This is a genomic window from Rossellomorea aquimaris, assembly GCF_020171925.1.
Classification (GTDB): Bacteria; Bacillota; Bacilli; order Bacillales; family Bacillaceae_B; genus Rossellomorea; species Rossellomorea aquimaris_F.
In genome coordinates this window covers 181326-205609 of the sequence record NZ_JAIVAR010000002.1, presented here as the reverse complement: position 1 = coordinate 205609, position 24284 = coordinate 181326, and the positions used below count along the sequence as shown (strand labels likewise).

The 24284-nt window shown below is 48.2% G+C and carries 21 protein-coding genes; 6 read left to right on the top strand and 15 right to left on the bottom strand.

Annotated elements, in window-relative coordinates:
• Positions 1 to 45: 45 nt before the first annotated feature.
• The 3 genes from LCM10_RS08745 to LCM10_RS08735 form a co-directional block, all read right to left on the bottom strand.
• Positions 46 to 897 carry a 3-hydroxybutyryl-CoA dehydrogenase gene (locus LCM10_RS08745; RefSeq protein ID WP_224875855.1) on the bottom strand — a complete coding sequence of 284 codons (852 nt, stop codon included), beginning with the start codon at positions 895 to 897 and terminating at the stop codon, positions 46 to 48.
• Between the two features lie 445 nt (positions 898 to 1342).
• Positions 1343 to 2530, bottom strand: coding sequence for an acetyl-CoA C-acetyltransferase (locus LCM10_RS08740; protein ID WP_224875854.1), 1188 nt, complete (start codon positions 2528 to 2530; stop codon positions 1343 to 1345).
• 359 nt (positions 2531 to 2889) lie between these two features.
• Positions 2890 to 5004: a 4Fe-4S dicluster domain-containing protein gene (locus tag LCM10_RS08735; RefSeq protein WP_224875853.1), complete on the bottom strand. Its 2115-nt coding sequence runs from the start codon at positions 5002 to 5004 to the stop codon at positions 2890 to 2892.
• A 239-nt stretch (positions 5005 to 5243) separates the two neighbouring features.
• Here LCM10_RS08735 and cls point away from each other — a divergent pair, with 239 nt between their 5' ends.
• From cls to LCM10_RS08720, 3 genes are all read left to right on the top strand, one after another.
• Positions 5244 to 6500: a cardiolipin synthase gene (cls, locus tag LCM10_RS08730; RefSeq protein WP_224875852.1), complete on the top strand. Its 1257-nt coding sequence runs from the start codon at positions 5244 to 5246 to the stop codon at positions 6498 to 6500.
• Between the two features lie 12 nt (positions 6501 to 6512).
• Positions 6513 to 7466: a UV DNA damage repair endonuclease UvsE gene (gene uvsE, locus LCM10_RS08725; protein ID WP_224875851.1), complete on the top strand. Its 954-nt coding sequence runs from the start codon at positions 6513 to 6515 to the stop codon at positions 7464 to 7466.
• 87 nt (positions 7467 to 7553) lie between these two features.
• A protein-coding gene (locus tag LCM10_RS08720) for an IS3 family transposase (protein ID WP_224875850.1) occupies positions 7554 to 8896 on the top strand; the annotation gives its coding sequence in 2 pieces (ribosomal slippage) (positions 7554 to 7998 and positions 7998 to 8896; 1344 coding nt in all).
• A 168-nt stretch (positions 8897 to 9064) separates the two neighbouring features.
• Here the strand turns inward: LCM10_RS08720 and LCM10_RS08715 are convergent.
• The 5 genes from LCM10_RS08715 to speE form a co-directional block, all read right to left on the bottom strand.
• Positions 9065 to 9244 (bottom strand): XapX domain-containing protein, encoded by a 180-nt coding sequence (locus tag LCM10_RS08715; RefSeq protein WP_224875849.1) that lies wholly within the window; start codon positions 9242 to 9244, stop codon positions 9065 to 9067.
• Between the two features lie 123 nt (positions 9245 to 9367).
• Positions 9368 to 11038 carry an arginine--tRNA ligase gene (gene argS / locus LCM10_RS08710; RefSeq protein ID WP_224875848.1) on the bottom strand — a complete coding sequence of 557 codons (1671 nt, stop codon included), beginning with the start codon at positions 11036 to 11038 and terminating at the stop codon, positions 9368 to 9370.
• Positions 11039 to 11042: 4 nt separating this feature from the next.
• A complete protein-coding gene (locus tag LCM10_RS08705) occupies positions 11043 to 11492 on the bottom strand; it encodes a DUF1934 domain-containing protein (RefSeq protein ID WP_412103383.1) in 450 nt (149 codons plus the stop codon).
• Between the two features lie 565 nt (positions 11493 to 12057).
• Complete coding sequence (gene speB, locus LCM10_RS08700; protein ID WP_224876386.1) at positions 12058 to 12930, bottom strand: agmatinase; 873 nt, start codon at positions 12928 to 12930, stop codon at positions 12058 to 12060.
• A gap of 181 nt (positions 12931 to 13111) precedes the next feature.
• Positions 13112 to 13942 (bottom strand): spermidine synthase, encoded by an 831-nt coding sequence (gene speE, locus LCM10_RS08695; RefSeq protein ID WP_224875846.1) that lies wholly within the window; start codon positions 13940 to 13942, stop codon positions 13112 to 13114.
• A gap of 587 nt (positions 13943 to 14529) precedes the next feature.
• Between speE and LCM10_RS08690 the strand changes: the two genes are divergently transcribed.
• On the top strand, positions 14530 to 16599 hold the full coding sequence (locus LCM10_RS08690; protein ID WP_224875845.1) for a transglycosylase domain-containing protein: 2070 nt from the start codon (positions 14530 to 14532) through the stop codon (positions 16597 to 16599).
• 65 nt (positions 16600 to 16664) lie between these two features.
• Here the strand turns inward: LCM10_RS08690 and LCM10_RS08685 are convergent, their stop codons facing one another.
• The 3 genes from LCM10_RS08685 to LCM10_RS08675 form a co-directional block, all read right to left on the bottom strand.
• The gene (locus LCM10_RS08685) at positions 16665 to 17117 is read right to left on the bottom strand and encodes an N-acetyltransferase family protein (RefSeq protein WP_412103390.1); all 453 of its coding nucleotides are present in this window, start codon (positions 17115 to 17117) and stop codon (positions 16665 to 16667) included.
• 367 nt (positions 17118 to 17484) lie between these two features.
• Positions 17485 to 17991, bottom strand: coding sequence for a YwhD family protein (locus tag LCM10_RS08680; RefSeq protein ID WP_224875843.1), 507 nt, complete (start codon positions 17989 to 17991; stop codon positions 17485 to 17487).
• A gap of 14 nt (positions 17992 to 18005) precedes the next feature.
• On the bottom strand, positions 18006 to 18689 hold the full coding sequence (locus LCM10_RS08675) for a site-2 protease family protein (RefSeq protein WP_224875842.1): 684 nt from the start codon (positions 18687 to 18689) through the stop codon (positions 18006 to 18008).
• Between the two features lie 168 nt (positions 18690 to 18857).
• Between LCM10_RS08675 and LCM10_RS08670 the strand changes: the two genes are divergently transcribed.
• Positions 18858 to 19043 (top strand): 2-hydroxymuconate tautomerase, encoded by a 186-nt coding sequence (locus LCM10_RS08670; RefSeq protein WP_224875841.1) that lies wholly within the window; start codon positions 18858 to 18860, stop codon positions 19041 to 19043.
• A 155-nt stretch (positions 19044 to 19198) separates the two neighbouring features.
• Here the strand turns inward: LCM10_RS08670 and LCM10_RS08665 are convergent, their stop codons facing one another.
• The 3 genes from LCM10_RS08665 to LCM10_RS08655 all read right to left on the bottom strand — a co-directional run bounded on the left by LCM10_RS08665 (position 19199) and on the right by LCM10_RS08655 (position 21748).
• A complete protein-coding gene (locus LCM10_RS08665) occupies positions 19199 to 19708 on the bottom strand; it encodes a YwgA family protein (RefSeq protein WP_224875840.1) in 510 nt (169 codons plus the stop codon).
• Positions 19709 to 19862: 154 nt separating this feature from the next.
• Positions 19863 to 21164, bottom strand: coding sequence for an HD domain-containing protein (locus tag LCM10_RS08660; RefSeq protein WP_224875839.1), 1302 nt, complete (start codon positions 21162 to 21164; stop codon positions 19863 to 19865).
• Positions 21165 to 21523: 359 nt separating this feature from the next.
• A complete protein-coding gene (locus tag LCM10_RS08655) occupies positions 21524 to 21748 on the bottom strand; it encodes a DUF1450 domain-containing protein (RefSeq protein ID WP_224875838.1) in 225 nt (74 codons plus the stop codon).
• A 452-nt stretch (positions 21749 to 22200) separates the two neighbouring features.
• On the opposite strand from LCM10_RS08655, the gene LCM10_RS08650 reads away from it, so the two are divergent.
• On the top strand, positions 22201 to 23016 hold the full coding sequence (locus LCM10_RS08650; RefSeq protein WP_318247490.1) for an RsfA family transcriptional regulator: 816 nt from the start codon (positions 22201 to 22203) through the stop codon (positions 23014 to 23016).
• A 148-nt stretch (positions 23017 to 23164) separates the two neighbouring features.
• Here LCM10_RS08650 and LCM10_RS08645 read toward each other — a convergent pair whose 3' ends face one another.
• The gene (locus tag LCM10_RS08645) at positions 23165 to 24280 is read right to left on the bottom strand and encodes an ABC transporter permease (RefSeq protein ID WP_224875836.1); all 1116 of its coding nucleotides are present in this window, start codon (positions 24278 to 24280) and stop codon (positions 23165 to 23167) included.
• Positions 24281 to 24284: the final 4 nt, after the last annotated feature.

Below are 24284 nucleotides of genomic sequence, written 5' to 3'. Positions count from 1 at the left end.
GATTGTCCCCTCCCGGATGTTCGTGTTCAAAGTGAAGCGACTCTCTTATTCGTACGAGTAGAAACCTCTTCCGGTCTTCTTCCCAAGCCAGCCTGCTTTGACGTATTTCCTGAGCAGTGGGCATGGACGGTATTTATCGTCACCGAAGCCGTCATGAAGTGTTTCCATGATGTAAAGGCAAGTGTCTAGTCCGATGAAATCGGCAAGCGTAAGCGGCCCCATCGGATGATTCATGCCGAGCTTCATCACTTCGTCGATCGCTTCCTTGCTTGCAACCCCTTCGTACAGCGTATAAATCGCTTCGTTGATCATCGGCATCAGGATGCGGTTCGATACGAATCCAGGGAAATCTTCCACTTCAACCGGTACTTTGCTCAGTGACTTCGTCATGTCTTCAATCGATTGATACACTTCATCCGTCGTCGCCAGTCCGCGGATGATCTCCACAAGCTTCATAACCGGCACCGGATTCATAAAATGCATCCCGATGACCTGCCCTGGACGCTTCGTCGCCGCCGCAATCTCCGTGATTGGAAGTGAAGATGTATTCGTTGCAAGAATCGCATGTTCAGGCGCAATCTCATCAAGCTGAGCGAAGATCTTTGTTTTGATGTCCATGTTCTCAACCGCTGCTTCGATCACTATATCCACATTCTTTGCATCGTTGATATCCGTCGAAGCCGTCAGCCTGTTCAGCGTTGCCGCCTTATCGTCTTCACTCATCCGGCCTTTGTCCACTGAACGGGAAAGATTCTTTGTGATGACGCCGATCCCTTTTTGGACGAATTCTTCTTTTAAATCATTTAAGTAAACGTCAAATCCAGCCTGGGCACATACCTGTGCGATCCCTGAGCCCATTTGTCCGGCTCCGATGACCATGACTTTTTTTATGTTCATTGTGTTTCTCCCCTTTGTTTGAAAAATAGTGCTTCTATACCGCAGTTGGTTTCCGTGGTAGACTTCGTTTTCCGCGGGTAGCCCGTGAGCCTCCGGGGTCTCACATCAGCTACTCTTCCCGCAGGAGTATTCTTCTTCCACTCCAACCAACTGCTGGAACTAGTTAAATTAAAATTTCTGGTTTTGTGTACCTGGTACATTTTGGTGTTTATGTACCTGGTACAACGGCTTTCTCGATGCGGTGCCAGGCACAACTAATCCTTCAAATGGTGCCTGGCTCAGATGACCCGGTTTGAGCCTGGCTCATTTCCCTTTATCCGAGCCTGGCTCAAAACAACGCATCTGACCCTGGCTCAAAACACCCAAATCGAGCCAGACACCGCCACTTAAGCACACAAACCCAAACCTAAAAACTCTTTTAATCTATCAATCCAAAACCAGCAACCTACTGCTTCGCAACCTCGATCATAATCGCATCGCCCTGGCCGCCTCCGGAACAGATCGAGGCGATCCCGATTCCGCCGCCGCGGCGTTTCAGTTCGTATGCGAGTGTGAGGATGATGCGTGCTCCGCTGGCCCCGATCGGGTGACCGAGGGCGACTGCACCGCCGTTCACGTTGATTTTTTCAGGGTCGAGGCCTGCGATCTTGCCGCTTGTCAGTGCCACTGCCGCGAAGGCTTCGTTTATTTCAAACAGGTCGATGTCGTCGAGCGACTTGCCTGTTTTCTTCAATAGTTCATTGATGACGAGGCCAGGTGTCTGCGGGAAGTCCTTTGCTTCCACGGCGATTGCCGTGTGGCCGAGGATCGTTGCGAGCGGCTGTTTGCCTTCTTTTTCAGCGCGTTCTTCGCTCATCAGGATCATGGCGGCCGCTCCGTCATTGACTCCCGGTGCGTTTCCTGCCGTGATCGTTCCATCGGATCCGAATACCGGTCCTAGCTTCGCCAATACTTCGAGTGACGTATCCTTACGAGGTGCTTCATCACGGTCGACAACGACCGGATCCCCTTTGCGCTGCGGTACTTCGACTGCCACGATTTCTTCGCCGAGCTTGCCATCTTCCGTCGCTTTCACTGCAAGCTCGTGGCTGCGAAGCGCCCAGCGGTCCTGTTCTTCCCGCGATAATTCGAATTCTTTCGCGGTCGCGTTTCCGTATGTGCCCATGTGGACGTTGTTGAAGCTGCATGTCAGGCCGTCGTGAACCATCAGGTCTTTCACACTCGAGTCACCCATCTTGAAGCCCCATCGTGCTTTAGGCAAAATATACGGTGCGTTGGACATCGATTCCATCCCGCCTGCGACGATGACTTCCCCGTCACCGGCACGGATGATCTGGTCGGCCATCGTGACGCTCCTCATTCCGGATGCACACACTTTATTGATCGTTTCCGTCTTTACATTCCAAGGTAGCCCTGCATGGCGCGACGCCTGGCGGGAAGGGATTTGTCCCTGTCCTCCCTGCAGGACCGAACCGAGGATCACTTCATCGATGTCTTCTCCTGTGACACCTGCTCTATTCAATGCTTCCTTCACGGCAAAGCCGCCGAGTTCGGAAGCTGTAAAACTGCTTAGTCCGCCTCCAAACTTGCCGAAAGGAGTTCTGGCTCCATCTAAAATGACTGTTTTCCCCATATCAATCTCTCTCCTTTTTCTTTCAGTTTGAGAACCAATTTGTATACGCTTTCAAATTTCCGGATAAGTAATAAATTTCGGGGAAGGTTCCCCGGGGGTACTTGGTATTCATTCGGGCTCCCATCATTTCGACTGAACGCTCGCTCGACCAATTCCCAAAAGATGAAGGGACAAATTCCGTCCCTTTCCACTATCTTCATTGTACTTCAAAATTGTGTAAAACGGTATGACTTTTTAGAAAGTTTTTATTTTTCAATCTTATTATTTTCCTAGAATAATAAAACAGGAGTGAAACGCCATCATGATGGTTATGTTGTTTCACTCCTGTTGATTTCTTTTCATCTGAAAAAGTTATTGTGTTATGCGACTACTTCATCGTTCCGATTGCCGCAGATCGCTTTTTCAAGAAGCTCGGCAACGTCCAGTGTGGAGACGTTTTCTTCGACTTCCTTCGCTTTCGTACCATCGGACAGCATCGTTAGGCAGTACGGGCAGCCGGAGCTGATGACGGACGGGCTGACGGCAAGCGCCTGCTCTGTACGGGATACGTTGACGCGGTGGCCCGTATCTTCTTCCATCCACATGAGTCCCCCGCCGGCTCCACAGCACATTCCTTTTTCGCGGTTACGCTCCATCTCGACGAGTTTGACGCCGGAGATCGATTTCAGGATTTCACGCGGTGGATCGTACACTTCGTTGTAGCGGCCGAGGTAGCACGAATCATGGAACGTGATGGTTTCGTTCACTTCGTATTGCGGCTTCAGGCGGCCATCCTTCACCAAGTCATAGAGAAGCTCGGTGTGGTGATAGACTTCCGCTTCGAGTCCGAAATCCGGATATTCATTTTTGAAAATGTTATAAGCATGCGGATCGATTGTGACGATCTTCTTGACTTCATTCTTTTCGAATTCGGCGATATTGTTCGTCGCAAGCTCTTGGAACAGGAATTCATTCCCCAAGCGGCGAGGTGTATCGCCTGAGTTTTTCTCTTTGTTACCGAGGATCGCGAATTTCACGCCTGCTTCGTTCATCAATTTAGCAAACGAAAGCGCGATTTTTTGGCTTCGGTTATCGAATGACCCCATGGATCCGACCCAGAATAAGAATTCGAAGTCTTCTCCCGCTTTTTTCATTTCCTTGACCGTCGGGATGTGAACGTCTTCCCTTGCTTCGCGCCAGTTTTCGCGCTCTTTACGGTTAAGGCCCCAAGGGTTACCTTGACGCTCGATGTTTTGCATCGCGCGCTGTGCATCTGCGTCCATTTTCCCTTCCGTCAATACAAGGTAACGGCGGAGGTCGATGATTTTGTCAACGTGTTCGTTCATGACCGGACATTGGTCTTCACAGTTACGGCACGTAGTACATGCCCAGATCTCCTCTTCCGTGATGACGTCCCCGATCAATGATGGACTGTATGCAGCACCTGCTGCCGCTTCTTCAGCTGCCTGTGTCGCACTTGCCATCGCAAGCTGGTTTCCTTTCGTCCCGTTGAATGCGAATGTCGGCACCCACGGCTTCTTTTGCGTGACGGCCGCACCGTGATTCGTCAGATGATCACGTAGCTTGACGATCAAGTCCATCGGCGACAGCATCTTCCCTGTGCCAGATGCCGGACACATATTCGTACAGCGTCCACACTCCACACATGCATAGAAATCAATCATCTGATGCTGCGTGAACTCTTCTATTTTTCCTACCCCGAAGCTTTCGGCAGACTCGTCTTCAAAGTCGATCGCCTTCAGTTTCCCAGGGTTGTCTAAACGGTTAAAAAATACGTTGGCTGGTCCTGCGATCAAGTGAGCGTGCTTGGATTGCGGCACGTACACCAAGAAAGCAAGTAAGAATACAAGGTGGATCCACCATGCAATGTAGAAGATGACGATTGATGCCGTCTCCCCGATTGCCCCGAGTGATCCTCCGATCAGTGACGCGACTGGTTCGGTCCAGGCAAGCTCTTCACCGTGCCAGATTAAGCTCATTCCGTTCCCGACCAGGACGGAAAGCATCAAGCCTCCGATGAATAAGAGCACGAGCCCTGATTTGAAGCCCCTTTTCAGACGGACGAGCTTTTCCACATAACGGCGGTGGAATGCCCATACGACTGCGACCAGGATCATCAGTGTGACAAGTTCCTGGAAGAACGTGAAGCCTGGATACAGTGGTCCCAGTGGCAGATGGTTGCCCGGTGCCAGCCCTTTGATGATGAAGTCGATCGCCCCGAACTGTACCAAGATGAAACCGTAGAAGAACATAACGTGGATTGCACCACTTTTCTTATCCTTCAATAGCTTCTTCTGTCCGAAGACGTTGACCATGATTTTTTCAAAGCGTTCCTTGAATCGCTTGTCGAATTCGACTTTCTTACCAAGCTTGATATATTCAATTCTCGTTTTGACCACATACACAAACAAACTCAGCGCGTAAACGGTTACAAAAATGAACGCAATCCAATTGAGAATGAGTAATCCATTCATCTCAAGTCTCTCCCCCTTTTCTGGCTCGCAAATGAACGTCCCCTTTGTTCAAACTTTTACAAACCAAATTAATATTCTGAAAAATGTCCTTATGTCCATTATATAATGAATGAGCATTCAGTCAACGATTTTTTTACAACTCCTGTATGAGAACTTACATACTCCCTGAATCGCTTGAAACGTTCAAGAAAAGGTTTCGCCCGATCATCATTCAGGGAATAACAAAAAAGTGGAGCACAATGCAGAAATACGGACATACTAACTTTATTGATGATGAGAGAGTGATGTACATGTGGTTATTTTATCTCCTGCTGATCATGGGGCTCGTGATCCTTTGGATGGTGGTCGATTTCAAGCTCGGCCGCAGCCGATTCATTCGCACACGCACAAGACGCAATTATAAAGATCGTTATAGTGATATATCTTTGATTTCCCGTGGACCTGAACTGTTCGATAAGATGTTCACGGATATCAAGAATGCTAAGTCCTCCATTCACGTCCTGTTTTATATCGTTCAGAACGATCATCTCGGCTACCGTTTCATGGATCTGTTAGAGGAAAAGGCGAAACAGGGCGTGAAGGTCAGGTTGCTGATGGATCAGATCGGAAGCATGCAGGTACCAACGTCCAAGATCCGGACCTTGAAGACGGTAGGCGTGGAGGTCGCCTTTTGTCAGAAGGTGAAGCCGCCCTTCCTTTTCTTCAGCTCCCAGCAGCGGAACCACCGGAAGATCACCGTGATTGACGGGACGACCGGCTATCTTGGGGGTTACAATGTCGGAAAGGAATACATCGATGAAAATGAGAAACCGGAGCTGTCACCCTGGAGGGATTATCATATGAGGCTTGAGGGCGAGGGTGTGCACGACCTGCAATCGGAGTTCGCTGTCGACTGGCACCGTGCGACGAAAAAGGATCTTCAGCATGAAGAAATCTATTTTCCACCTGCCGGGAAGGGAAAGGTGAAGCACCGCATCTTCCCTACGGAAGGAGTCAATATCGAAGGGTTCTTCGGTGAGTTCATCGATGAGGCGGAGAAATCGATTTTCATCGGGACCCCGTATTTCATACCGACCAAGTTCCTGTTGGAGAAACTGTTGAATGCACTCGACCGCGGGGTGAGTGTCTCCATCATCGTCCCGAACCAGGCGGATCATGCCCTTGTGAAAGAAGCGGCGTTTCCTTATTTCAGGCCACTCCTTGCAAAAGGGGCAAACGTCCATCAGTATATGAACGGTTTTTATCACGGGAAGCTCATGATTGTCGATGATCATTTTTGTGACATCGGGACGGCAAATTTCGATCAGCGCAGCTTTCATCTGAATCTTGAACTGAATAACATAATCTACGATAAACATTTTATTGAAATAGTAAAAAAAGAGGTCGACAAGGACATCCAGGCATCGGAGCGGCTGACGGCTCACGATTTGGATAATGTGTCGCTATTGACACGAATGAAAGAAAGGGTCGCATCGACGATTTCGATTCTGCTTTAGGAGGGATGCAGCATGAGGGTACGACTGGGATTTGTGGCTAATGCTCTGGCATTATGGGAGTGCAGTCCCGCGAAGACGATGACGTATAGGAGATTCACCGAGCTGCCTTCCGCAGAACGCATGGATAAGCTGATCGACGTCACACGCATGAATCTCCAGCATACAAAGCGCATCCTGTATTACTGTGCCGCCCATGAAATCAATGTGTACAGGCTTTCGAGCTCGCTTGTCCCGCTTGCGACGCATCCTGACGTCGAATGGGATTTCTATTCCCCTTTTAAGAAAGAGTGGAAGGAGCTCGGTGACTTGATCAGGAAGTTCGGGATCCGCGCAAGCTTCCATCCGAATCAGTTCACGCTGTTCACAAGCCCGAAGCAGCATGTGACGGATAATGCTGTGAAGGACATGGTGTACCATTACAGGATGCTTGAGTATATGGGAGTCGAGAAAGAAGCGGTGATCAATATCCATATCGGGGGGACGTACGGGGATAAAAAGGCGGCACTCGAGCGATTTCACGAGAACGTGCAGGCGATACCTCCCGAGGTGAAGGACATCATGACGCTCGAGAATGATGACAAAACGTACAATGTGGCAGAGACGCTCACCGCCTGTCAGAAAGAAGATATCCCGATGGTGCTTGATATCCACCACCATGAGGCGAACCCTTCGGATGAGCCGCTTGAAGATTATTTGGAGGATATTTTCGCTACATGGGAAAGACGGGATCTTGTCCCGAAGATCCATATCTCATCCCCGAAGTCCGAGAAGGCCTTTCGTTCCCATGCCGACGATGTGGACCCCGATTTCGTCGAGCCGTTTTTTAAAACATTGAAGAAAATCGGCCAGGACGTGGACTTCATGATCGAAGCCAAAAACAAAGACCTCGCCATGCTCAAACTGACCGAGGACCTCTCCGCCATCCGCGGCGTCAAGCGCCCAAGCGGCGGAACACTCGAATGGTGATACCCATCATAAAAAAGGACCCGCCCCCTATCGTGAACTGCACCCCAATTGTTAGACACAATCTAATAATTGGAGGTGCAGTTTTTTATGACCAAATTCACTTCAGAAGAAAAGTTAGAAGCTACGATTAGTTATTTAAAAGGGCATAAAAGTTTTACTACATTGGCAAAAGATTTGGGTACTAGTACAGCTGTAGTTAGAAATTGGGTGAAACAATATGAACATCATGGTACAGAAGCCTTTAAGAAATCCTATACAAGCTATTCTGCTCAGTATAAACTAGACGTACTAACTTATATGAACAATAATAGGACGTCACCTAATGAAACTGCAGCTATTTTTAACATTCCTGATCCAAGTAACATAAGGAAATGGAGAAGGTTATTTGAAGAAAAAGGGATAGACGGCCTACAACCAGGAAAGAGGGGGCGTCCATCCGTGAAAAAGGAAACAAAGAAAGCCAAGTCTATTGATAATTCGTTAGAAGCATTACAAGAAGAAAATGAACGGTTACGTATGGAAAATGCCTATTTAAAAAAGTTGAGAGCCTTAGTTCAAGAAAAGGAAGCATTACAAGGAAGATCCAAGCGCAAGTAGTGCATGAACTAAGGAACGAATTTCCTATTAGTAAACTTATCAAAATTGCAGGTATTAAACGTAGTACTTATTATTATTGGACTAAGAAGAGAGAAGATAAATATATTGAAATCAAATCATTGATTTCTACTATCTTTCACGAGCATAAAGGTAGATATGGTTATCGCCGTATAACGCTAGAGATACAGAATCGTGGTATTATTATTAATCACAAAACGGTGTACCGGTTAATGAAAACCCTGGGATTAAAATGTCTTGTCCGTATGAAAAAATATCGTTCTTATCAAGGAAAGGTTGGCAAAATTGCCCCTAATATTTTAGAACGTAACTTTGTCGCAACTCAGCCTAATGAAAAATGGGTAACGGATGTAACAGAGTTCCATTTATTTGGTGAAAAATTATATCTATCACCTATTCTGGATTTATATAATGGTGAAATAATTTCTTATAATATAGAGACTCGACCCGTCTATCCACTAGTCTCAAAGATGTTAGATCAAGCAATAGATTGCTTAAAAGAAGGAGATACCCCTATCCTCCATTCAGATCAAGGCTGGCATTATCAAATGCGTCAATTTTCATATACATTAAATTCACATGGAATAAAACAAAGTATGTCTCGTAAAGGTAATTGCCTAGATAATGCGGTCATGGAAAGTTTCTTCGGGGTATTAAAGTCAGAATTATTATACCTACAAGAATTTGAAAGCATGTCTCATTTTAAGCTTGAACTAGATAATTATATCTACTATTACAATCACAAACGAATTAAAGCAAAGTTAAAAGGCCTGAGCCCAGTACAATACCGAGTTCAGACCTCTTTAGTTGCTTAATTATAAGTGTTTAACTTTTTGGGTTCACTTCATCGATGGGAGCGGGTCCTTTCATGCTTTACAGTGATGAGGGACGTACCTTCAAGTCACCTCTTCTTTAACCTATGTAGAGCTGGTGCAGTGCGTCGCACGGAACCGATAGACGGCGGGCCGAGCACGGCACCCTTCCTATTTCAACACCGACTCGATCCACGGCTGAATCGCCATGAATGCCTTGAACCCCAAATAAATCCCGACGATCCCGGCGATTCCCGCCAAGGCAGGCGGTGCGGGGATCGGAAGCTTGAACAGGGCAAAGATGAATCCTACTACAAATCCAGTCACAATGGCCAATACTACAGTCTTCATGGATAACCTCCTAGGCAGTTCCGTATGGGTCTTCCCCTATTATACGTTAAACGGAGGAAATTATTAAAAAGGAAGGTACGTCCCTCGTTGCGTTAAAGCGATGAGGGACGTACCTTCGATGAGTTACATTTTTTCTGGAGCCGCTACACCGATGAGGGCGAGTGCGTTCTGGAGCGTCACGCGCACCGCTTGAACGAGTGCAAGGCGGGCCGTTGTGAGCTCACGGTTTTCTTCGTCGAGAACTTTGTTGGCGTTATAGAAGCTATGGAACGCTGATGCCAGGTCGTTGATGTAGTTCGCGACACGGTGAGGTGTACGCTTCTCTGCAGCATCGGCGATCATTTGTGGGAATTCTCCCAGTTTCTTCAGAAGATCTACTTCTTTTTCCGTTCCGATCAGGCTCAGGTCAAGGCGGTCTTCTGATGCAAGACCGGACTCTTCCGCCTGGCGCAGGATCGAACAGATACGGGCATGTGCATATTGAGCATAATACACAGGGTTTTCATTGGACTGAGACACGGCAAGATCCAGGTCGAAGTCCATATGAGTATCCGCGCTTCTCATCGCGAAGAAGTAACGAACGGCATCGAGGCCGACCTCTTCGACAAGCTCACGCATCGTCACGGCTTTCCCCGTACGTTTACTCATTTTCATCTTCTCGCCGTTTTTGTAAAGGTGGACGAGCTGGATCACGGCCACTTCAAGCTTTTCGCGGTCAAAGCCAAGTGCTTCGATCGCCGCTTTCATACGAGGGATATATCCGTGGTGGTCCGCTCCCCAAATGTTGATGAGTACATCATGCCCACGCTCGAATTTATCCTGATGGTATGAAATATCAGGAGTCAGATACGTATATGTTCCGTCGTTCTTGATCAACACGCGGTCTTTATCGTCGCCAAGCTCAGTCGAACGGAACCATGTCGCACCGTCTTCTTCATAGACATGACCGTTTTCACGAAGCTTGGAAAGTGCCGCATCGATCTTGCCGTTTTCATAAAGGGACGTTTCTGAATACCACACATTGAATGGCACACGGAACATCTCAAGGTCCTTCTGAAGCTTGGACATTTCCACTTTCAGACCGTATTCACGGAAAAATTTATAGCGTTCCTCTTCGCTTGCGTCCGCATACTTGGAACCGAACTCCTCCGCAAGCTGCTTACCGATTCCGATGATATCCGCACCATGATAGCCATCTTCAGGCACCGCCACATCTTGGCCAAGCGCTTGGAAGTAACGAGCCTCCACTGATTTTGCAAGGTTATGGATCTGGTTACCGGCGTCATTGATGTAATACTCACGCGTCACGTTGTAACCAGCCTTTTCAAGAACATTACAGAGGGAATCACCGACAGCCGCACCGCGGGCATGTCCAAGGTGAAGATCACCGGTCGGATTCGCCGAAACAAACTCGACGTTGACACGCTCACCGTTTCCAGCATCTGTTTGCCCGTACTCGTGGCCCTCATCAAGGATCATCGGGATCAGGTCAGTCAAATAATCATTATTCATGAAAAAGTTGATGAAGCCAGGTCCGGCGATTTCCATCTTCTCAATTGAAGCCTTTGATTGATCGAAATTTGCCATAATGTCTTCTGCGATCATGCGTGGGGCTTTTTTCGCCACACGAGCCAGCTGCATCGCCATGTTCGTGGAGTAGTCTCCGTGGGATTTTTCCTTCGGTGTCTCAAGGATGATGTCCGGAAGCTGATCTTCGGTAGCTAGTCCCGCTTTCAGGACGCTTGCCTTGATTTCGGATTTCAGATTTTCTTGTACTTTCTCGACGATATTCATACGCCTATTCTTCCTCCTTAAAGTTGATCGACATTTCATAATCTCCGACCGAGCTTCCCTGCATGATCAGCTCATACGAAAGGTTGAAATCCCCTTCCGCCTTCGACAGATGTTTTGTATGTGAAAGTTTTTTTGTTTTCGTCTTCAGTAAGAGGGTCCCGAGCTCGCTTTCATAGGAGCCGTTCATCTCTTCCCATTCGTTGAACACCATTCTCATCTTGACGGCACCGCTTCTCAGGATCAGTGCCTGCGTGTCCGTCACTTTGACGACCGTGTGGATGGTCCCCTCCTCCTGTACTTCATCGTACTTGAGGAAAAACGCATCGTCTTTTTCATAAAATCGGCCGAACGATACGAGTTCAAATGCATCGCTGTCGTCACCGATCGTAACATTCGTTTTCAAGTGAATTTTGACAGGGGTCGATTCAATGCTGTTGTCTGTCAAACCACTCACATCCTTTTCTAATTTAAAGTCCGAGCCTGGAATATCTCCGCCCCGCTTAAATGGACGGTCTTCCTTCTAACTAATTAAGTATAAGAACTATTGGATGAAAATGCAATGAAAGGAGGGGAGTTTTGGGTTGGAAGTTTGTGAAAGTCCGTTTGGGAAGTCTTCTCTATTCTGAAATATAATTCTATGTCTTTGATCGCCGCGGTTGATTTCCGTGGAAGACTTCGCTTTCCGCGGGTAGCCCGTGAACCTCCTCGTCGCTTCTTACGGAGGGCACTGTCTAGCTGCAGGGCTTAGAGGCACATGTCATAAGCCAAACCGACCAAGAATGCAAAACGCCTTCCAGGCCGATTCGTCTTATTCCACAGGCCTCTTTTCAAAGCCCTTCCGCTTTTATGATAGGAGTCTTCGTCTCCCACTCCAATCAACTGCTGGAGCCGGTTAATACTCCAAACTTCTCCTCTGAAGGCTGCACAGATACGTACAGAACAATCCTCCACACCTTCCTATCTTTTCATAAAAGAAATAGGATCACCCCACTACAAGGCAATCCTATTTTTCAAAGATATTATTTCACCCAGCCAAGTAGCATTTCACGGATGAGTTTGCTGGCTGTGTTGGCTGTTTGTTCGGATGGGTCGTAGATTGGTGCGACTTCGACTAGGTCTGCACCGACGACGTTCACATCGGAGTGTGCAATCGCGTGGATGGATGCAAGCAGCTCCTTGGACGTGATTCCGCCGCAATCCACGGTTCCTGTCCCAGGTGCATGGGCAGGGTCCAATACGTCGATGTCGATTGTGACATAGACAGGACGGCCTGCAAGCGTCGGAAGGATTTCCTTCAACGGCTCGAGCACTTCGAATTTCGAGATGTGCATACCGTTTTCCTTCGCCCACTGGAATTCTTCCTTCATGCCTGAACGGATTCCGAACGAGTAGACATTCTCGGGTCCGATGTGTTCAGCGATTTTGCGGATCGGCGTCGAGTGGGAAAGCGGCTCTCCCTCATACTCTTCACGAAGGTCCGTATGGGCATCCATATGGATGATCGCCAAATCCGGATATTTCTTCGCAACGGCCTTCATGACCGGCCATGAAACGAGGTGCTCCCCGCCCATTCCGAATGGGATTTTCCCGTCACCCAACAGCTGATCGATATAGTCTTCGATCATGTCGATGCTACGCTGTGGATTACCGAACGGCAGTGGGATGTCCCCTGCATCGAAGAACTTCACTTCCTCTAGTTCGCGATCAAGATAGGCACTGTATTCTTCAAGGCCGATCGACACTTCGCGGATACGGGTGGGACCGAAACGGGAACCTGGACGGTAGCTGACCGTCCAGTCCATCGGCATGCCGTACAATACAACCGAACTCTCCTCATAAGAAGGATGGCTCTTTATAAACACATTACCTGAATAAGCTTCATCAAAACGCATCATATTCAACCTTTCTTTGTTGAGGGTGCACCTTTTGAAGGTACGTCCCTCGTTAGTTTAAAGCATTACCTCGCTGAAGGACCGTCCCTCAACACGTTAATGCGTCACACCAGTGAAAGCACGCCCCTTGCCCCTTTGGCGCGTGTGGGGGCGAATCGCATCGCTGGTTCTTCGGTTTCGATTATTTCGTCAGGTCTTTGACGAATTTAGGCAGTACGAATGCTGCGTTGTGTAGTTCCGGTGTGTAGTATTTCGTTTCGATTTCGTGGAAACGGTCTTCCGGCACTTGAATTGGATCGTGTTTCTTCGATCCGATCGTGAACGCCCACATGCCGCTTGGGTATGTCGGGATGTTCGCTGTGTACAGGCGAGTGACAGGGAAGATTTCCTTTACATCACGCTGTACTTGACGGATAAGGTCCGCTTTGAACCATGGGTTATCGCATTGCGCAACAAAGATCCCGTCTTCTTTCAGGGCTTTGGAGATCCCTGCGTAGAATCCTTTTGTGAACAGGTTCACGGCTGGTCCTACCGGCTCAGTGGAATCGACCATGATGACGTCATACTCGTTTTCACTTTTCGCGATATGCATGAACCCGTCGCCCACTTGGACATCGACGCGCTCGTTTTCTAGCTCACCCGCGATTTCAGGAAGGTATTTCTTAGAGTACTCGATGACTTTCCCATCGATATCGACCAATACGGCTTTCTTCACGCTTGGATGCTTGAGGACTTCACGGATGACACCGCCGTCGCCGCCTCCGACAACCAATACTCTTTCCGGATTCGGGTGCGTGAATAGAGGCACGTGGGCCACCATTTCATGATAGACGAATTCGTCTTTCTGGCTTGTCATGACCATTCCGTCTAGGAACAGCATGTTGCCCCATTCTTCTGTTTCAGCCATTTCAAGGTATTGAAAATCTGTTTGCTCTGTATGTAAAGTCTTCTTGATTTTCATCGTAATTCCGAAGTTTTCTGTTTGTTTTTCTGTGTACCAAAGTCCACTCATTGTTTCAACTTCCCTTCTTTTAATTATTTTCTGGCTATAAACTGCCCAATCGCCGCTTTTGATTTCCGTGGAAGACTCCGCTTTCCGCGGGCGGTTGGTGAGCCTCCTCGGCTTCGCCTGCGGGGTCTCACCTAACTCGCTTTTCCCGCAGGAGTCTGCGTCTTCCACTCCAATCAAACGCTGGATCCGTTTGAAAACTAAATAGCTATTATGTTTATTCTAGCTGAATACCTGTTAGTGCAAATTATTAAATATGCTTAACCTTCCAAATACAAAAGTCACTTAACATCACAGGTGTTATTTACAAAATAAATAACGTCATCGTCAGACGTCATTTTTATCCTTCCCTATCATCATAAATACAAACATGAGAAAAAGTATAGTGGAATCTAGCAAAAATTCAAGTGAAATTTTTTCTATTACTTATACGTTTAAAAACTCTCCAAACCTCTCATACTGTTTAGTAACATGCAAACTCGACTTCAAGGTACGTCCCTCACCGCTTTAACGCATTGAGGGACGTACCTTCGAGAGTCGGGGAACGGATTTTCATAGAAAACTATTTTATAGAGAAGGCGGGAATCGGGATGGAATTGATCACTCGTTCGGGGATGGAGAAAACAAAAAAATATGCAAGGGCAGCCGTCATTCTGTCTCTGGTTTTTTCTGTTCTTGTGCTGGCGGGTCTGATCGGGGTGCTGACGTATGCAAAGGTGCAGGGTCCCCCTCCACTTGCAGTGCCGCAGTCGACGCTGATTTATGATGGGGAAGGCAAGGTGATCGGGGAAACGAATACTGGCGAGAAACGGTATTGGGTGAACCTCGAACAGATATCGCCCGCTCTGATCGAAGCGACCATCGCCATCGAAGACAAGAATTTTTATCAGCATTACGGTTTTGATTTCAAGCGGATCGCAGGGGCGGCCCTGGCGGATTTGAAGGCCGGAGCCAAGGTCCAGGGGGCAAGTACCATTTCCCAGCAGTACGCCCGCAATCTTTTTTTAACCCATGATAAGACGTGGAAACGGAAGATCTCCGAGGCGCTCTACACTCTCCGGATCGAGATGAACTATTCGAAGAAAGAGATTCTCGAGGGGTACCTCAATACGATTTATTACGGCCACGGCGCCTACGGCGTACAGGCCGCAAGCCAGTATTATTTCGGAAAAGACGCGGAAAGCCTGACGCTTGCAGAGGCGGCCATGCTCGCAGGGGTGCCGAAAGCGCCTTCCTATTATTCTCCGATTAACTCAATGGAGAATGCCAAGAAGCGTCAGGGGATCATCCTGGATGCGATGAACGAGGATGGTTTCATCACCAAAAAAGAAAGTGACACCACGAAAGCCAAACATGTCAGAATCACCGGTCAGCATGCCCATCAATCAGTCGAGACCGCTCCCTATTTCCAGGATGTTGTGAAGAACATCCTCCGCACGGAACTCGGACTCGATGATCGCACGATTGAAATGGGCGGGCTCAAAGTGTACACGACACTGAACACGAAGCATCAGGAAGTAGCCGAAAAAGTGGTGAAGGAACAAATCGAAGAAGAGTCCGATATCCAGCTTGGTTTTGTATCGATGAATCCGAAGAATGGGTATGTCACCGCAATGGTCGGTGGCCGGGATTACGAAGAAAGTCCTTTCAACCGGGCCGTACAGGCCATCAGGCAACCGGGATCGACCATCAAACCGCTCCTCTACTACTCGGCACTCCAACAGGGATTCACACCCGCTACTACGATGAAAAGTGAGCTCACGACGTTCACGTTTGACGAAAATAAAACCTACTCACCGCATAATTACAATAATAAGTACGCAAACGACGAGATCACGCTTGCCCAGGCGATTGCACTCTCCGATAATGTGTATGCCGTGAAGACCCATCTGTTCATGGGACAGGACACGTTGACGAAATCGGCGAAAGAAACATTCGGCCTCACCACACCGGTGAAGAAATACCCGTCATCGGCACTCGGGACTTCCGGTGCGAGGGTGATCGACATGGTGAATGCCTACAATTTATTTGCCAACGGCGGCTATAAAGTCAAGCCCGTCTTCATCACACGCGTGGAGGATTGGGCCGGGACGATCATTTACGAAGAGGAATCCAAGAAGGAGCAGGTGCTCGACCCGGATACCGCCTACGTCATGACGCATATGCTGACGGGGATATTCGATCCGAAGCTGAATGATTATTCGACTGTCACCGGGATTCAGATCAGGAATGATGCGACACGACACTACGCAGGCAAATCAGGTACGACCAATACGGACAACTGGATGATTGGTTTTTCCCCGCAGCTGACAGCCGGGGTGTGGACGGGCTACGATAAAGGCAAGGACATTTCGTTGATCACGGATAAACTGTATGCGAAGAAAATATGGGTGAACTTCATGGAGGAAGCCCTGAAGGACGAACCAGTGAAGGCATTCAAACCGACGAAAGGGGTCATCGGCGTCGCCATCAACCCGCACAATGGTTTGCTTGCCACGAAGGATTGCCCTGTCCAGCGCTTCACCTACTTCGTGAAGGGCACCGAACCGACAGAGCATTGTAAAGAACACCTAGGCGACCACGATGCACCGAACGAAAAAGAACCGGCACCGAAAGACAAAAAGCCGTGGTACAAAAAGTGGGCCGACTGGATATTCTGATGAAAAAGTTGAAGTTACGTCCCTCATCGCGTTAAAGCGATGAGGGACGTACCTTCTTTCGTGTGTTAAAGCATCAATTTCATTCCTTCATGGGTCGCCTTGAAGCCGAGCTTCTCGTAGAACCGGCGGGCGTCTTCCCGCTGCTTATCCGTCGTGAGCTGCACGAGACTGCAGCCGCGTTCGCCTGCACGGGCAATCGCCCATTCGATCATCTCTGAACCGATCCCGCTGCCACGCACGGCGGAAGACGTCCTCACCCCTTCGATCGTCATCCTCCAGCTTCCCTGATGAGTGAGGTGTGGAGTGAACGTCAGCTGCATCACCCCGACAACGCGTGTCCCTTCACAAGCAACGATCAGCTCGTTATTTGGGTCCTCATCAATCGCCTGGAATGCCTTCGAATAGCTCTCCGGTAGCGGGTCCGTGACCATCTCTCTTTGCCTTCCCAACACATCATCCGCAAGCATGGCGACTATGACGTCGAGGTCCCCTTTCCTTGCTTCCCTGAATGTGATCATCTTCATGCAGGTCACCCTTCCTTTATAAGCTGAGTCTACTACCATGTTAGCTCGTACAGCATCATAAGGAAATTCGAACCTATTTATACACTTCTATAATGATTACTTATGTATCTACAAGGTGACTCAACCCATATAAAAACGAAAAACCCCGGGCTTGTGCGAACCCGGGGTCTTTCATGTCCTAGTTTATGTGCAAACTGTGCTTTAAGTTTACTTTTTTTCCAAGATAAGTACAAGATGTGAAAGTCACTTTCAAAAAAATGTCACACTTTGTTCACAAACACCAGGTATGTCACAAAAAAAGAAAGAAGGTACGTCCCTCATCGCGTTAAAGCGGTGAGGGACGTACCTTCGAAAGTGGAATTTATTCCGCTCCGAGTGCTTGCTTGAGCTCAGGCTTGGAGCGGTCCCACATGCCTTGGTCGTGGGTTTTGAGGAAGTCTGCCAGGATCCCTTTGGATTTGTCATCCATCTGATCGACGATGATGTGTCGTTTGATGGATTTGTCCATATGGTTCACGTGTTCCGGCATCGATTTGTAGCCTCTGCGTTTTTCACGATTCATGACCATTTCACAAGCTGTCACCCCGGCGTAATAAGGGCCATCCTCCACGCGGTCGATTGTGACCCAGATGAGCCAGTATGGCTTGCCGCCTGCGGAATCTTCACGGTTATTCGTGAATTTGATTCCCCTTTCCATCGGGCTTCGGGCATGCATTGCACCGACTTCGATCGTCGCTTGACCTTCTTCTACATCGATCATGACGGGGGAAACATGGTCAAGACTCAGTGAACCGACTCCGAAACCGCCATGTCCATCGGTCGGGTCGCTTTTTATGATATTAAATCCGATATTCTTTTTCTTTTCCATCGTATCGAACTCCTTTAGCTAAAGATTGAAAGAATCGTTCCAAAAATGGTGCTGAACGCCTGGCCGGTCGCACTCATTCCCGTGTTCAGGACTGGCCAGATCGTATATTGGTCAAGCGGCGTGATGACCAGGATCAGAAACAGCAGGATTCCGTACTGCTCATATTGGCTGAGCTTCGCCCGTACATGCGGAGGCGAAAGATCCTCGATGATGCGATAGCCATCAAGCGGAGGGAACGGCAGCAGGTTGAACACGAATAAGAGGATATTCAACTCGACGATCATCTGAAGAAGATCGGCCACAAATGGCGGGATTCCTCCGCCGGTCAACCCCACTGAAAAATAAAACAGACCGAAGGCGATGAAGGCAATCAGGAAATTACTTAAGGGGCCCGCAGCAGAAACCAGGATGCCCGCGAGACGCGGATTCTTGAACCGGGAACGCATCACCGGTACCGGGCGTGCCCATCCGAAACCGGCAATCAGGATCAAGATCGTCCCGAACGGATCCAGATGCTGCACGGGATTCAGCGTCAGGCGCCCCTGGTCCTTCGCTGTCGTATCCCCGAATTTATACGCCACATACGCATGGGCAAACTCATGGACCGTAAAGGCGAGCACGAGCGCAATGACCACGAACGGAAGCTCTTCCAGCCGGAAGACCGATATGGACTCAAACAAACTTCTAAATGTATCCAAAATATGTACTCCTTTTAAAAATGGTTTACTTTCTTATTCCATAGTATGCAGAAAAAGTCCTGCAAGACTTTCATTCATACAGGCTTGCTTCCCCGCTTCACTCCGATTACAGTTAAGAAGGGTTCCACCCACGATTGTACCAAAATCAGAGATGAGGAGCGAATTAAAATGCCTTATGTAACCGTTAAAATGCTTGAGGGACGTTCGGAAGACCAAAAGAAAGCACTCGTGGAAAAAGTCACGCAAGCCGTGAGCGAAACGACCGGTGCAGCAGAAGACAAAATCGTCGTATTCATCGAAGAAATGACGAAGGGGCACTATGCTGTCGGCGGGAAGAGATTGAGCGATCAATAGTCTTTGTGAAAAGAAGCCCTCATGCGCATCAGCACCTGAGGGTACTTTTTATAAAGGCACTAATAAACTCCGCTGTTGAAAACTACCTTTCACTTAACAAAGCCATTGACCAAATAAAAAGGACCGCCCCACATTTGGAACAGTCCTCAAATCCTCTATTGAACAACCTTCATCTTCTTCAATCCATCAATATAAGCAAATGCCTCATCGATTTCTTCTTCCGTATACTTCTGCTTGCTCTTCAGCGTGAATACCTTCTCGCAGACTTCCTCTTTTGTAAGATTATCAAAATATAAGACCGTTGAAACAAGTTCGAGAAAGCGTGCAGACTGCGTGTTCATGTCAACCAGGCAATCCTTGAGACACGGAATGTCTTTTTCATAAATCGAAAGGAAGTCTTCCCCTTCCTTCGTGACCGTGTAACGATATTGGTAGTAGCCGCCTTTTTTTTCGCGCACTTCCGAGATGAAGCCCATATTGCAGAGCTCCTCGACGCGCAGGGTGAGCTCTTCTGAATAAGGGCCGTAGAAATGAAATTGGAATTTTTCCTGAAACGGGAAGGAAAGCTTCTTCGCGATGAAGATCATCTTCTGGAGCTTCTTCCTCCCTACCACTTCACCGGACGCTAAAAAGGCACTCATCAGTTTTGCATGTTCTTTCAACAATGTACGTCATCTCCTACTCCTAGTATTGCATTCAGTAGATCCTCCATCGGCCATGATGTTCCGGCTGTCCCGTGACGTGTGACGCTATTGTGGCCCGACCGCAGTGGTTCCGGTCCGGGCCTTGCACGTTCATCGGTAAAAACAGCACTCTTTTCTATGGAAGTTCCAGAATCGTACGGATCTGTTTCTTTATATTCTTCTTCGTTGATTTGTCATATAGTAAATCCACTGGATAGTATAATTTATGGTCGGTTCTGCGCTTGCCGGAAATGGAATCGACGATATCCGATTCCCTCGACAGCTCCCGAAGTTCATCATTTTTCATTAATAGGTGGATCGGAAGACGTTCCTCTTCCTCACCCGGACGGTAGAAATCATACGGAAGATCAGAAGACGAGTCGACAACAAGATAATAGTCGGGGTCGATGCCCGCTTTCTTGAATAAGGTCTCGAGCTCACTGTGCTTCTTGTATTCCTTCGCCGGGTCGAACTCCACGTATTTGAAGAGATTGCGGTTCATGAATCGCTCGCACAGATCCCTGAGAATCGCGTCCTCTTCTTCCTGCCAAATTTGAAAATAATACATGATCACCGATTCATCGAGCTTCAAGTAATCTTCAAGTGCCACATCCCCCGTGAACAGGGAATAGAAATGAAGGGGCTTCTGTTTAAACGAATATCCCTTTTCATGAAGTTCCTTCGCTCTATGTAAAATTTTCGTCAGGATGACCTCTGCACTTCTCGTGACTGGGTGGAAATAGATTTGCCAGTACATCTGATAGCGGCTCATGATGTAATCCTCGACGGCATGCATCCCGCTTTGTTTGATCACGACCTGATCTTCACGCGGTCGCATCACGCGCAGGATCCGCTCCATATCGAAGTGACCGTAGCTAACTCCGGTGAAATACGCATCACGCTGCAGATAATCCATGCGGTCTGCATCGATCTGACTTGAGATCAGGCTAACGACAAGCTTGTTCTCGTACGTTTTCGCAATGACTTCTGCCACATGTTTAGGAAAGTCCTTCCCTACCTTTGAAAGGACCGCGTTCACCTCTGTGTCACCCACGATGATTTCCTGGGTAAAATGCTCATGGTCCAGGTGGAACACCTTTTCAAATGAATGGGAAAAAGGCCCGTGCCCTAGATCATGGAGCAGGGCGGCACATAAGGACAGCAGTCTTTCTTCCTGATTCCATTCAGGGCGGCCATCGAACACATCATCGACGATGCGGCGGATGATCTCGTACACCCCGAGGGAATGGTTGAAGCGGCTATGCTCAGCACCATGGAAGGTCAAGTACGTCGTCCCGAGCTGCCTGATCCTTCTGAGGCGCTGGAACTCCTTCGTACCGATCAGATCCCAAATCACGCGATCCCTTACATGAACATACCGATGAACAGGGTCTTTAAATACTTTTTCTTCATGTAATTTCTGCTTGGAATACTCCATCTTTTACCCTCTTCCTAAACTAGCATATTTCTATTATAGCGACTTTGTACCCGGCCATCATCTCGAAATTTGTCGAAAAAAATAGCATATTGTCCCCCAAACAAATCATACCGGGCACTCCATCAACCTAAAAAAATTTCTTCCATTTACACCATCTTGACAAAAACTTTACATCCTCACCCTACTACTTCTCCATCCCTTAAATACTTTCCTCCAAACCAGGAAACTAAACCCATCCAAAACGCACATCCCTCACCGCGTTAAAGCACCGAGGGACGTACCTTTAGCGGTTTAACGCGATGAGGGACGTACCTTCAAAAAGAAAAAACTCCCTAGTCGGAAGTTTGGATTGAGTGTGCTTATTTTTTTATTTTTTTCGCGATTTTTTCCATGAGTTCTTCTTCCGTCAACGCCGCTACCGGACGATTATTGACAAACGCGAATGTCTTTTTCCGTCCTGGACCGCAGTAGGATTGGCACGCAACATCGATCGGTGCGTCCGGGTCCATGTCCTTTAATTTCGGGATCAAGGTCTTTAAATTAACGGCCTGACAATCATCGCAAACCCTGAATTCGTTTGCCATCTGTCGACAACCCTTTCTATCTATTGAAATCATTTCATTCTAATCAAACATCGCTTTATAGAATACAGTTTTCTGCAAGGATTTGCAAGAGAGTGTGGTTTCCAGGTTGTGGTGATTACCCTTTGAACGCCGCTATTGATTTCCGTGCAAGACTTCGCTTTCCGCGGGTAGCCCGTGAGCCTCCGGGGTCTCACATAAGCTACTTTTCCCGCAGGAGTCTTCGTCTTGCACTCCAATCAAACGCTGGAATCAGTAAATACCTATGTTAGTTACTGTCCTTGATGAACAGTATTCATTTTTTTTATTACAAAAGAACAAAAAGACATACTTCCCTGCAACGAAACTACCAACTTCAAAATTTTTTTAGCATATTCGTATAAAAATCTATAAAACTGACCATCCTTTTATCAACGAGCCAATTTCAAGAAATCAAGGGAGTTGAGATGGTAATGATGAAAACAAGACAAGATGCTTGGACGGATGAAAATGATCTGCTATTAGCCGAAACCGTCCTGCGGCACGTACGCGAAGGAAGTACCCAGCTGAATGCGTTTGAAGAAGTCGGGGACAAATTGAATCGCACATCGGCAGCATGCGGGTTCCGCTGGAATGCAGTGGTCCGCCACCAGTATGAGAAAGCCCTTCAACTGGCAAAGAAACAGCGGAAGCAGCGCCACCGCCTGCTCGGTAAAGATCAGGGTGGAAAGAAGAAGCTGCTCTATAAGCCACCTACCCCTTCCATGGAGGAGCTGGATGCTATGTCTCTATCAATGGCGGAGGCGGAGGAAGAAATGGAGTACCAGATCGAGGATTATGTACCAGCTACCGAACAGCTTACGCAACAGGCCGCCCAAGACGAGCCTGAAGTAGAAGAAATGACGGAACTAGCAGAGGAATTCGTTGCACCACAAGCACCGGCGACGAAGCATATGGTGAACCCATCGGCCCTCCGCGGTGAAGTCACACTCGAAAAAGTGATTGCCTTCCTGCAAAACATGGCAAGCACCAGCATGAACTCGGATATCGTGAAAATCGAGAATCAGAGATTGAAGCACGAAATCGCCGAGATTAGAAGAGAAAACAAAGAGCTTGAAAAGAAAGTAGCCGAGCTCGAAAGCAATTCCGTCACGATGCAGGAAGACTATGAAACCCTTATGCAGATCATGAACCGCGCGAGAAAGCTTGTCCTCTTTGATGAAGAAAGCGAAGCGAAGGCGCCACGGTTCAAGATGGATCGCAATGGCAATTTGGAGAAGGTCGCAGAATAACCGGTGTACCGCTCCATGAAAAACCAATGAGTGTTCCCAACAGGGAAATCCCCCTTTTCCAAGCCAGTATGCTTTTTTTAAAAAAGAGTGTACTGGCTTTTTTATTTCCTCCAGCAAGTCACTCACACTCTACCATTCTCCGATTCCGTCAGCCGACCCATACCACAAATGACAGCACCACAACCAACACCCCTGTCAAACCAACGGCCGGGACCACAAGAATCCTCTTAAAACGCGGCCAGACTGATTCCGCCGTCGCTTCATCATACGGGACCACCGCAAAAAATGGGGCATCCAGCATCTTTCCGTACAGACTTTTCAACCATGAACGTAAGAATAAGACAAAACCGACGAAGACTAGCCATTTCACCCACACCGGGAAGACGATGATCGCTGAAGTGGTGACGAGCGTCATCTGGATGTATAGTTTCATATAACTTCCACGCAAGAACCCTTTCATGAGCAGGTCCAGAAGACCGTCTTCCCTGGACCGACCCTTCTTGAACAACCTCTGTGAGTGTTTGAAGAACAGCAGCGGGGAATTACGCTGGTTGAACGAGCTTTTCTCCACCTCCATCGAGTACGTCAAGATGAGCCTGATATACCGGACACGCTCCCTGCGTTCGATTTCCAATTCCTTCGTGAACCACCGATTGGCTTTCGTCACCTGCTTAAGATGGAAAAGGATGAGGAACCCGATCACGCACAGGGAGATCAGTCCCGAGGCGATAGGGCCCGTGGCAGCGAGGCTGACCGAAGCGAGTACCAGAAACACGAACATGACCGACTTCACGAGCACGCGGGACGTGAATTTTTTTACCGTGAAAAATAAGAGCCTAAACGCTACGACCAAGAACAGCAGTGAAAAGAGTTCCATCGCCGCCAACCCATAGATTCCTTTGAAAAGTGGTAGAAGGACGAGGATGGCCACCCCTGCGACTGCCACCGAACCCGCAACCGAGTAAAGGAACCCATATCTCTTGAACGGGTGGAGGATCTCTTTTTTCTGAAGCAGATACAATAAATCTGCTTCTTTCAGAAACGTCCTGATGTTCCCGCTAGCCGACAGGGACAGAATGAGCACCAACAGGACCGGGTAGGGGATCGCGGCATTCCAATACAGTTGACTGTATTGCCACATATCCACATAGAGGAAGGGAGCGGCAATCACGAGCGGGATGACGAGATATACGACAATCGTCCAATCCAATACGGATTTCACCACGCCCCATTGATAGCGCCACTCTTCCAAAAGCCTCCGCATGAAC

Bases quoted from the DNA above. Each gene is read 5' to 3' on its own strand.
- LCM10_RS08680 (WP_224875843.1), bottom strand. From the start codon at position 17,991: ATGGAAAAGAAAAAGAATATCGGATTTAATATCATAAAAAGCGACCCG.
- cls (WP_224875852.1), top strand. From the start codon at position 5,244: ATGCAGAAATACGGACATACTAACTTTATTGATGATGAGAGAGTGATG.
- LCM10_RS08745 (WP_224875855.1), bottom strand. From the start codon at position 897: ATGAACATAAAAAAAGTCATGGTCATCGGAGCCGGACAAATGGGCTCA.
- LCM10_RS08735 (WP_224875853.1), bottom strand. From the start codon at position 5,004: ATGAATGGATTACTCATTCTCAATTGGATTGCGTTCATTTTTGTAACC.
- LCM10_RS08655 (WP_224875838.1), bottom strand. From the start codon at position 21,748: ATGGCAAACGAATTCAGGGTTTGCGATGATTGTCAGGCCGTTAATTTA.
- LCM10_RS08740 (WP_224875854.1), bottom strand. From the start codon at position 2,530: ATGGGGAAAACAGTCATTTTAGATGGAGCCAGAACTCCTTTCGGCAAG.
- argS (WP_224875848.1), bottom strand. From the start codon at position 11,038: ATGAATATCGTCGAGAAAGTACAAGAAAATCTGAAATCCGAAATCAAG.
- speB (WP_224876386.1), bottom strand. From the start codon at position 12,930: ATGCGTTTTGATGAAGCTTATTCAGGTAATGTGTTTATAAAGAGCCAT.
- LCM10_RS08685 (WP_412103390.1), bottom strand. From the start codon at position 17,117: ATGATCACATTCAGGGAAGCAAGGAAAGGGGACCTCGACGTCATAGTC.
- uvsE (WP_224875851.1), top strand. From the start codon at position 6,513: ATGAGGGTACGACTGGGATTTGTGGCTAATGCTCTGGCATTATGGGAG.
- LCM10_RS08670 (WP_224875841.1), top strand. From the start codon at position 18,858: ATGCCTTATGTAACCGTTAAAATGCTTGAGGGACGTTCGGAAGACCAA.
- speE (WP_224875846.1), bottom strand. From the start codon at position 13,942: ATGAGTGGACTTTGGTACACAGAAAAACAAACAGAAAACTTCGGAATT.
- LCM10_RS08715 (WP_224875849.1), bottom strand. From the start codon at position 9,244: ATGAAGACTGTAGTATTGGCCATTGTGACTGGATTTGTAGTAGGATTC.
- LCM10_RS08645 (WP_224875836.1), bottom strand. From the start codon at position 24,280: ATGCGGAGGCTTTTGGAAGAGTGGCGCTATCAATGGGGCGTGGTGAAA.
- LCM10_RS08650 (WP_318247490.1), top strand. From the start codon at position 22,201: ATGAAAACAAGACAAGATGCTTGGACGGATGAAAATGATCTGCTATTA.
- LCM10_RS08690 (WP_224875845.1), top strand. From the start codon at position 14,530: ATGGAATTGATCACTCGTTCGGGGATGGAGAAAACAAAAAAATATGCA.
- LCM10_RS08660 (WP_224875839.1), bottom strand. From the start codon at position 21,164: ATGGAGTATTCCAAGCAGAAATTACATGAAGAAAAAGTATTTAAAGAC.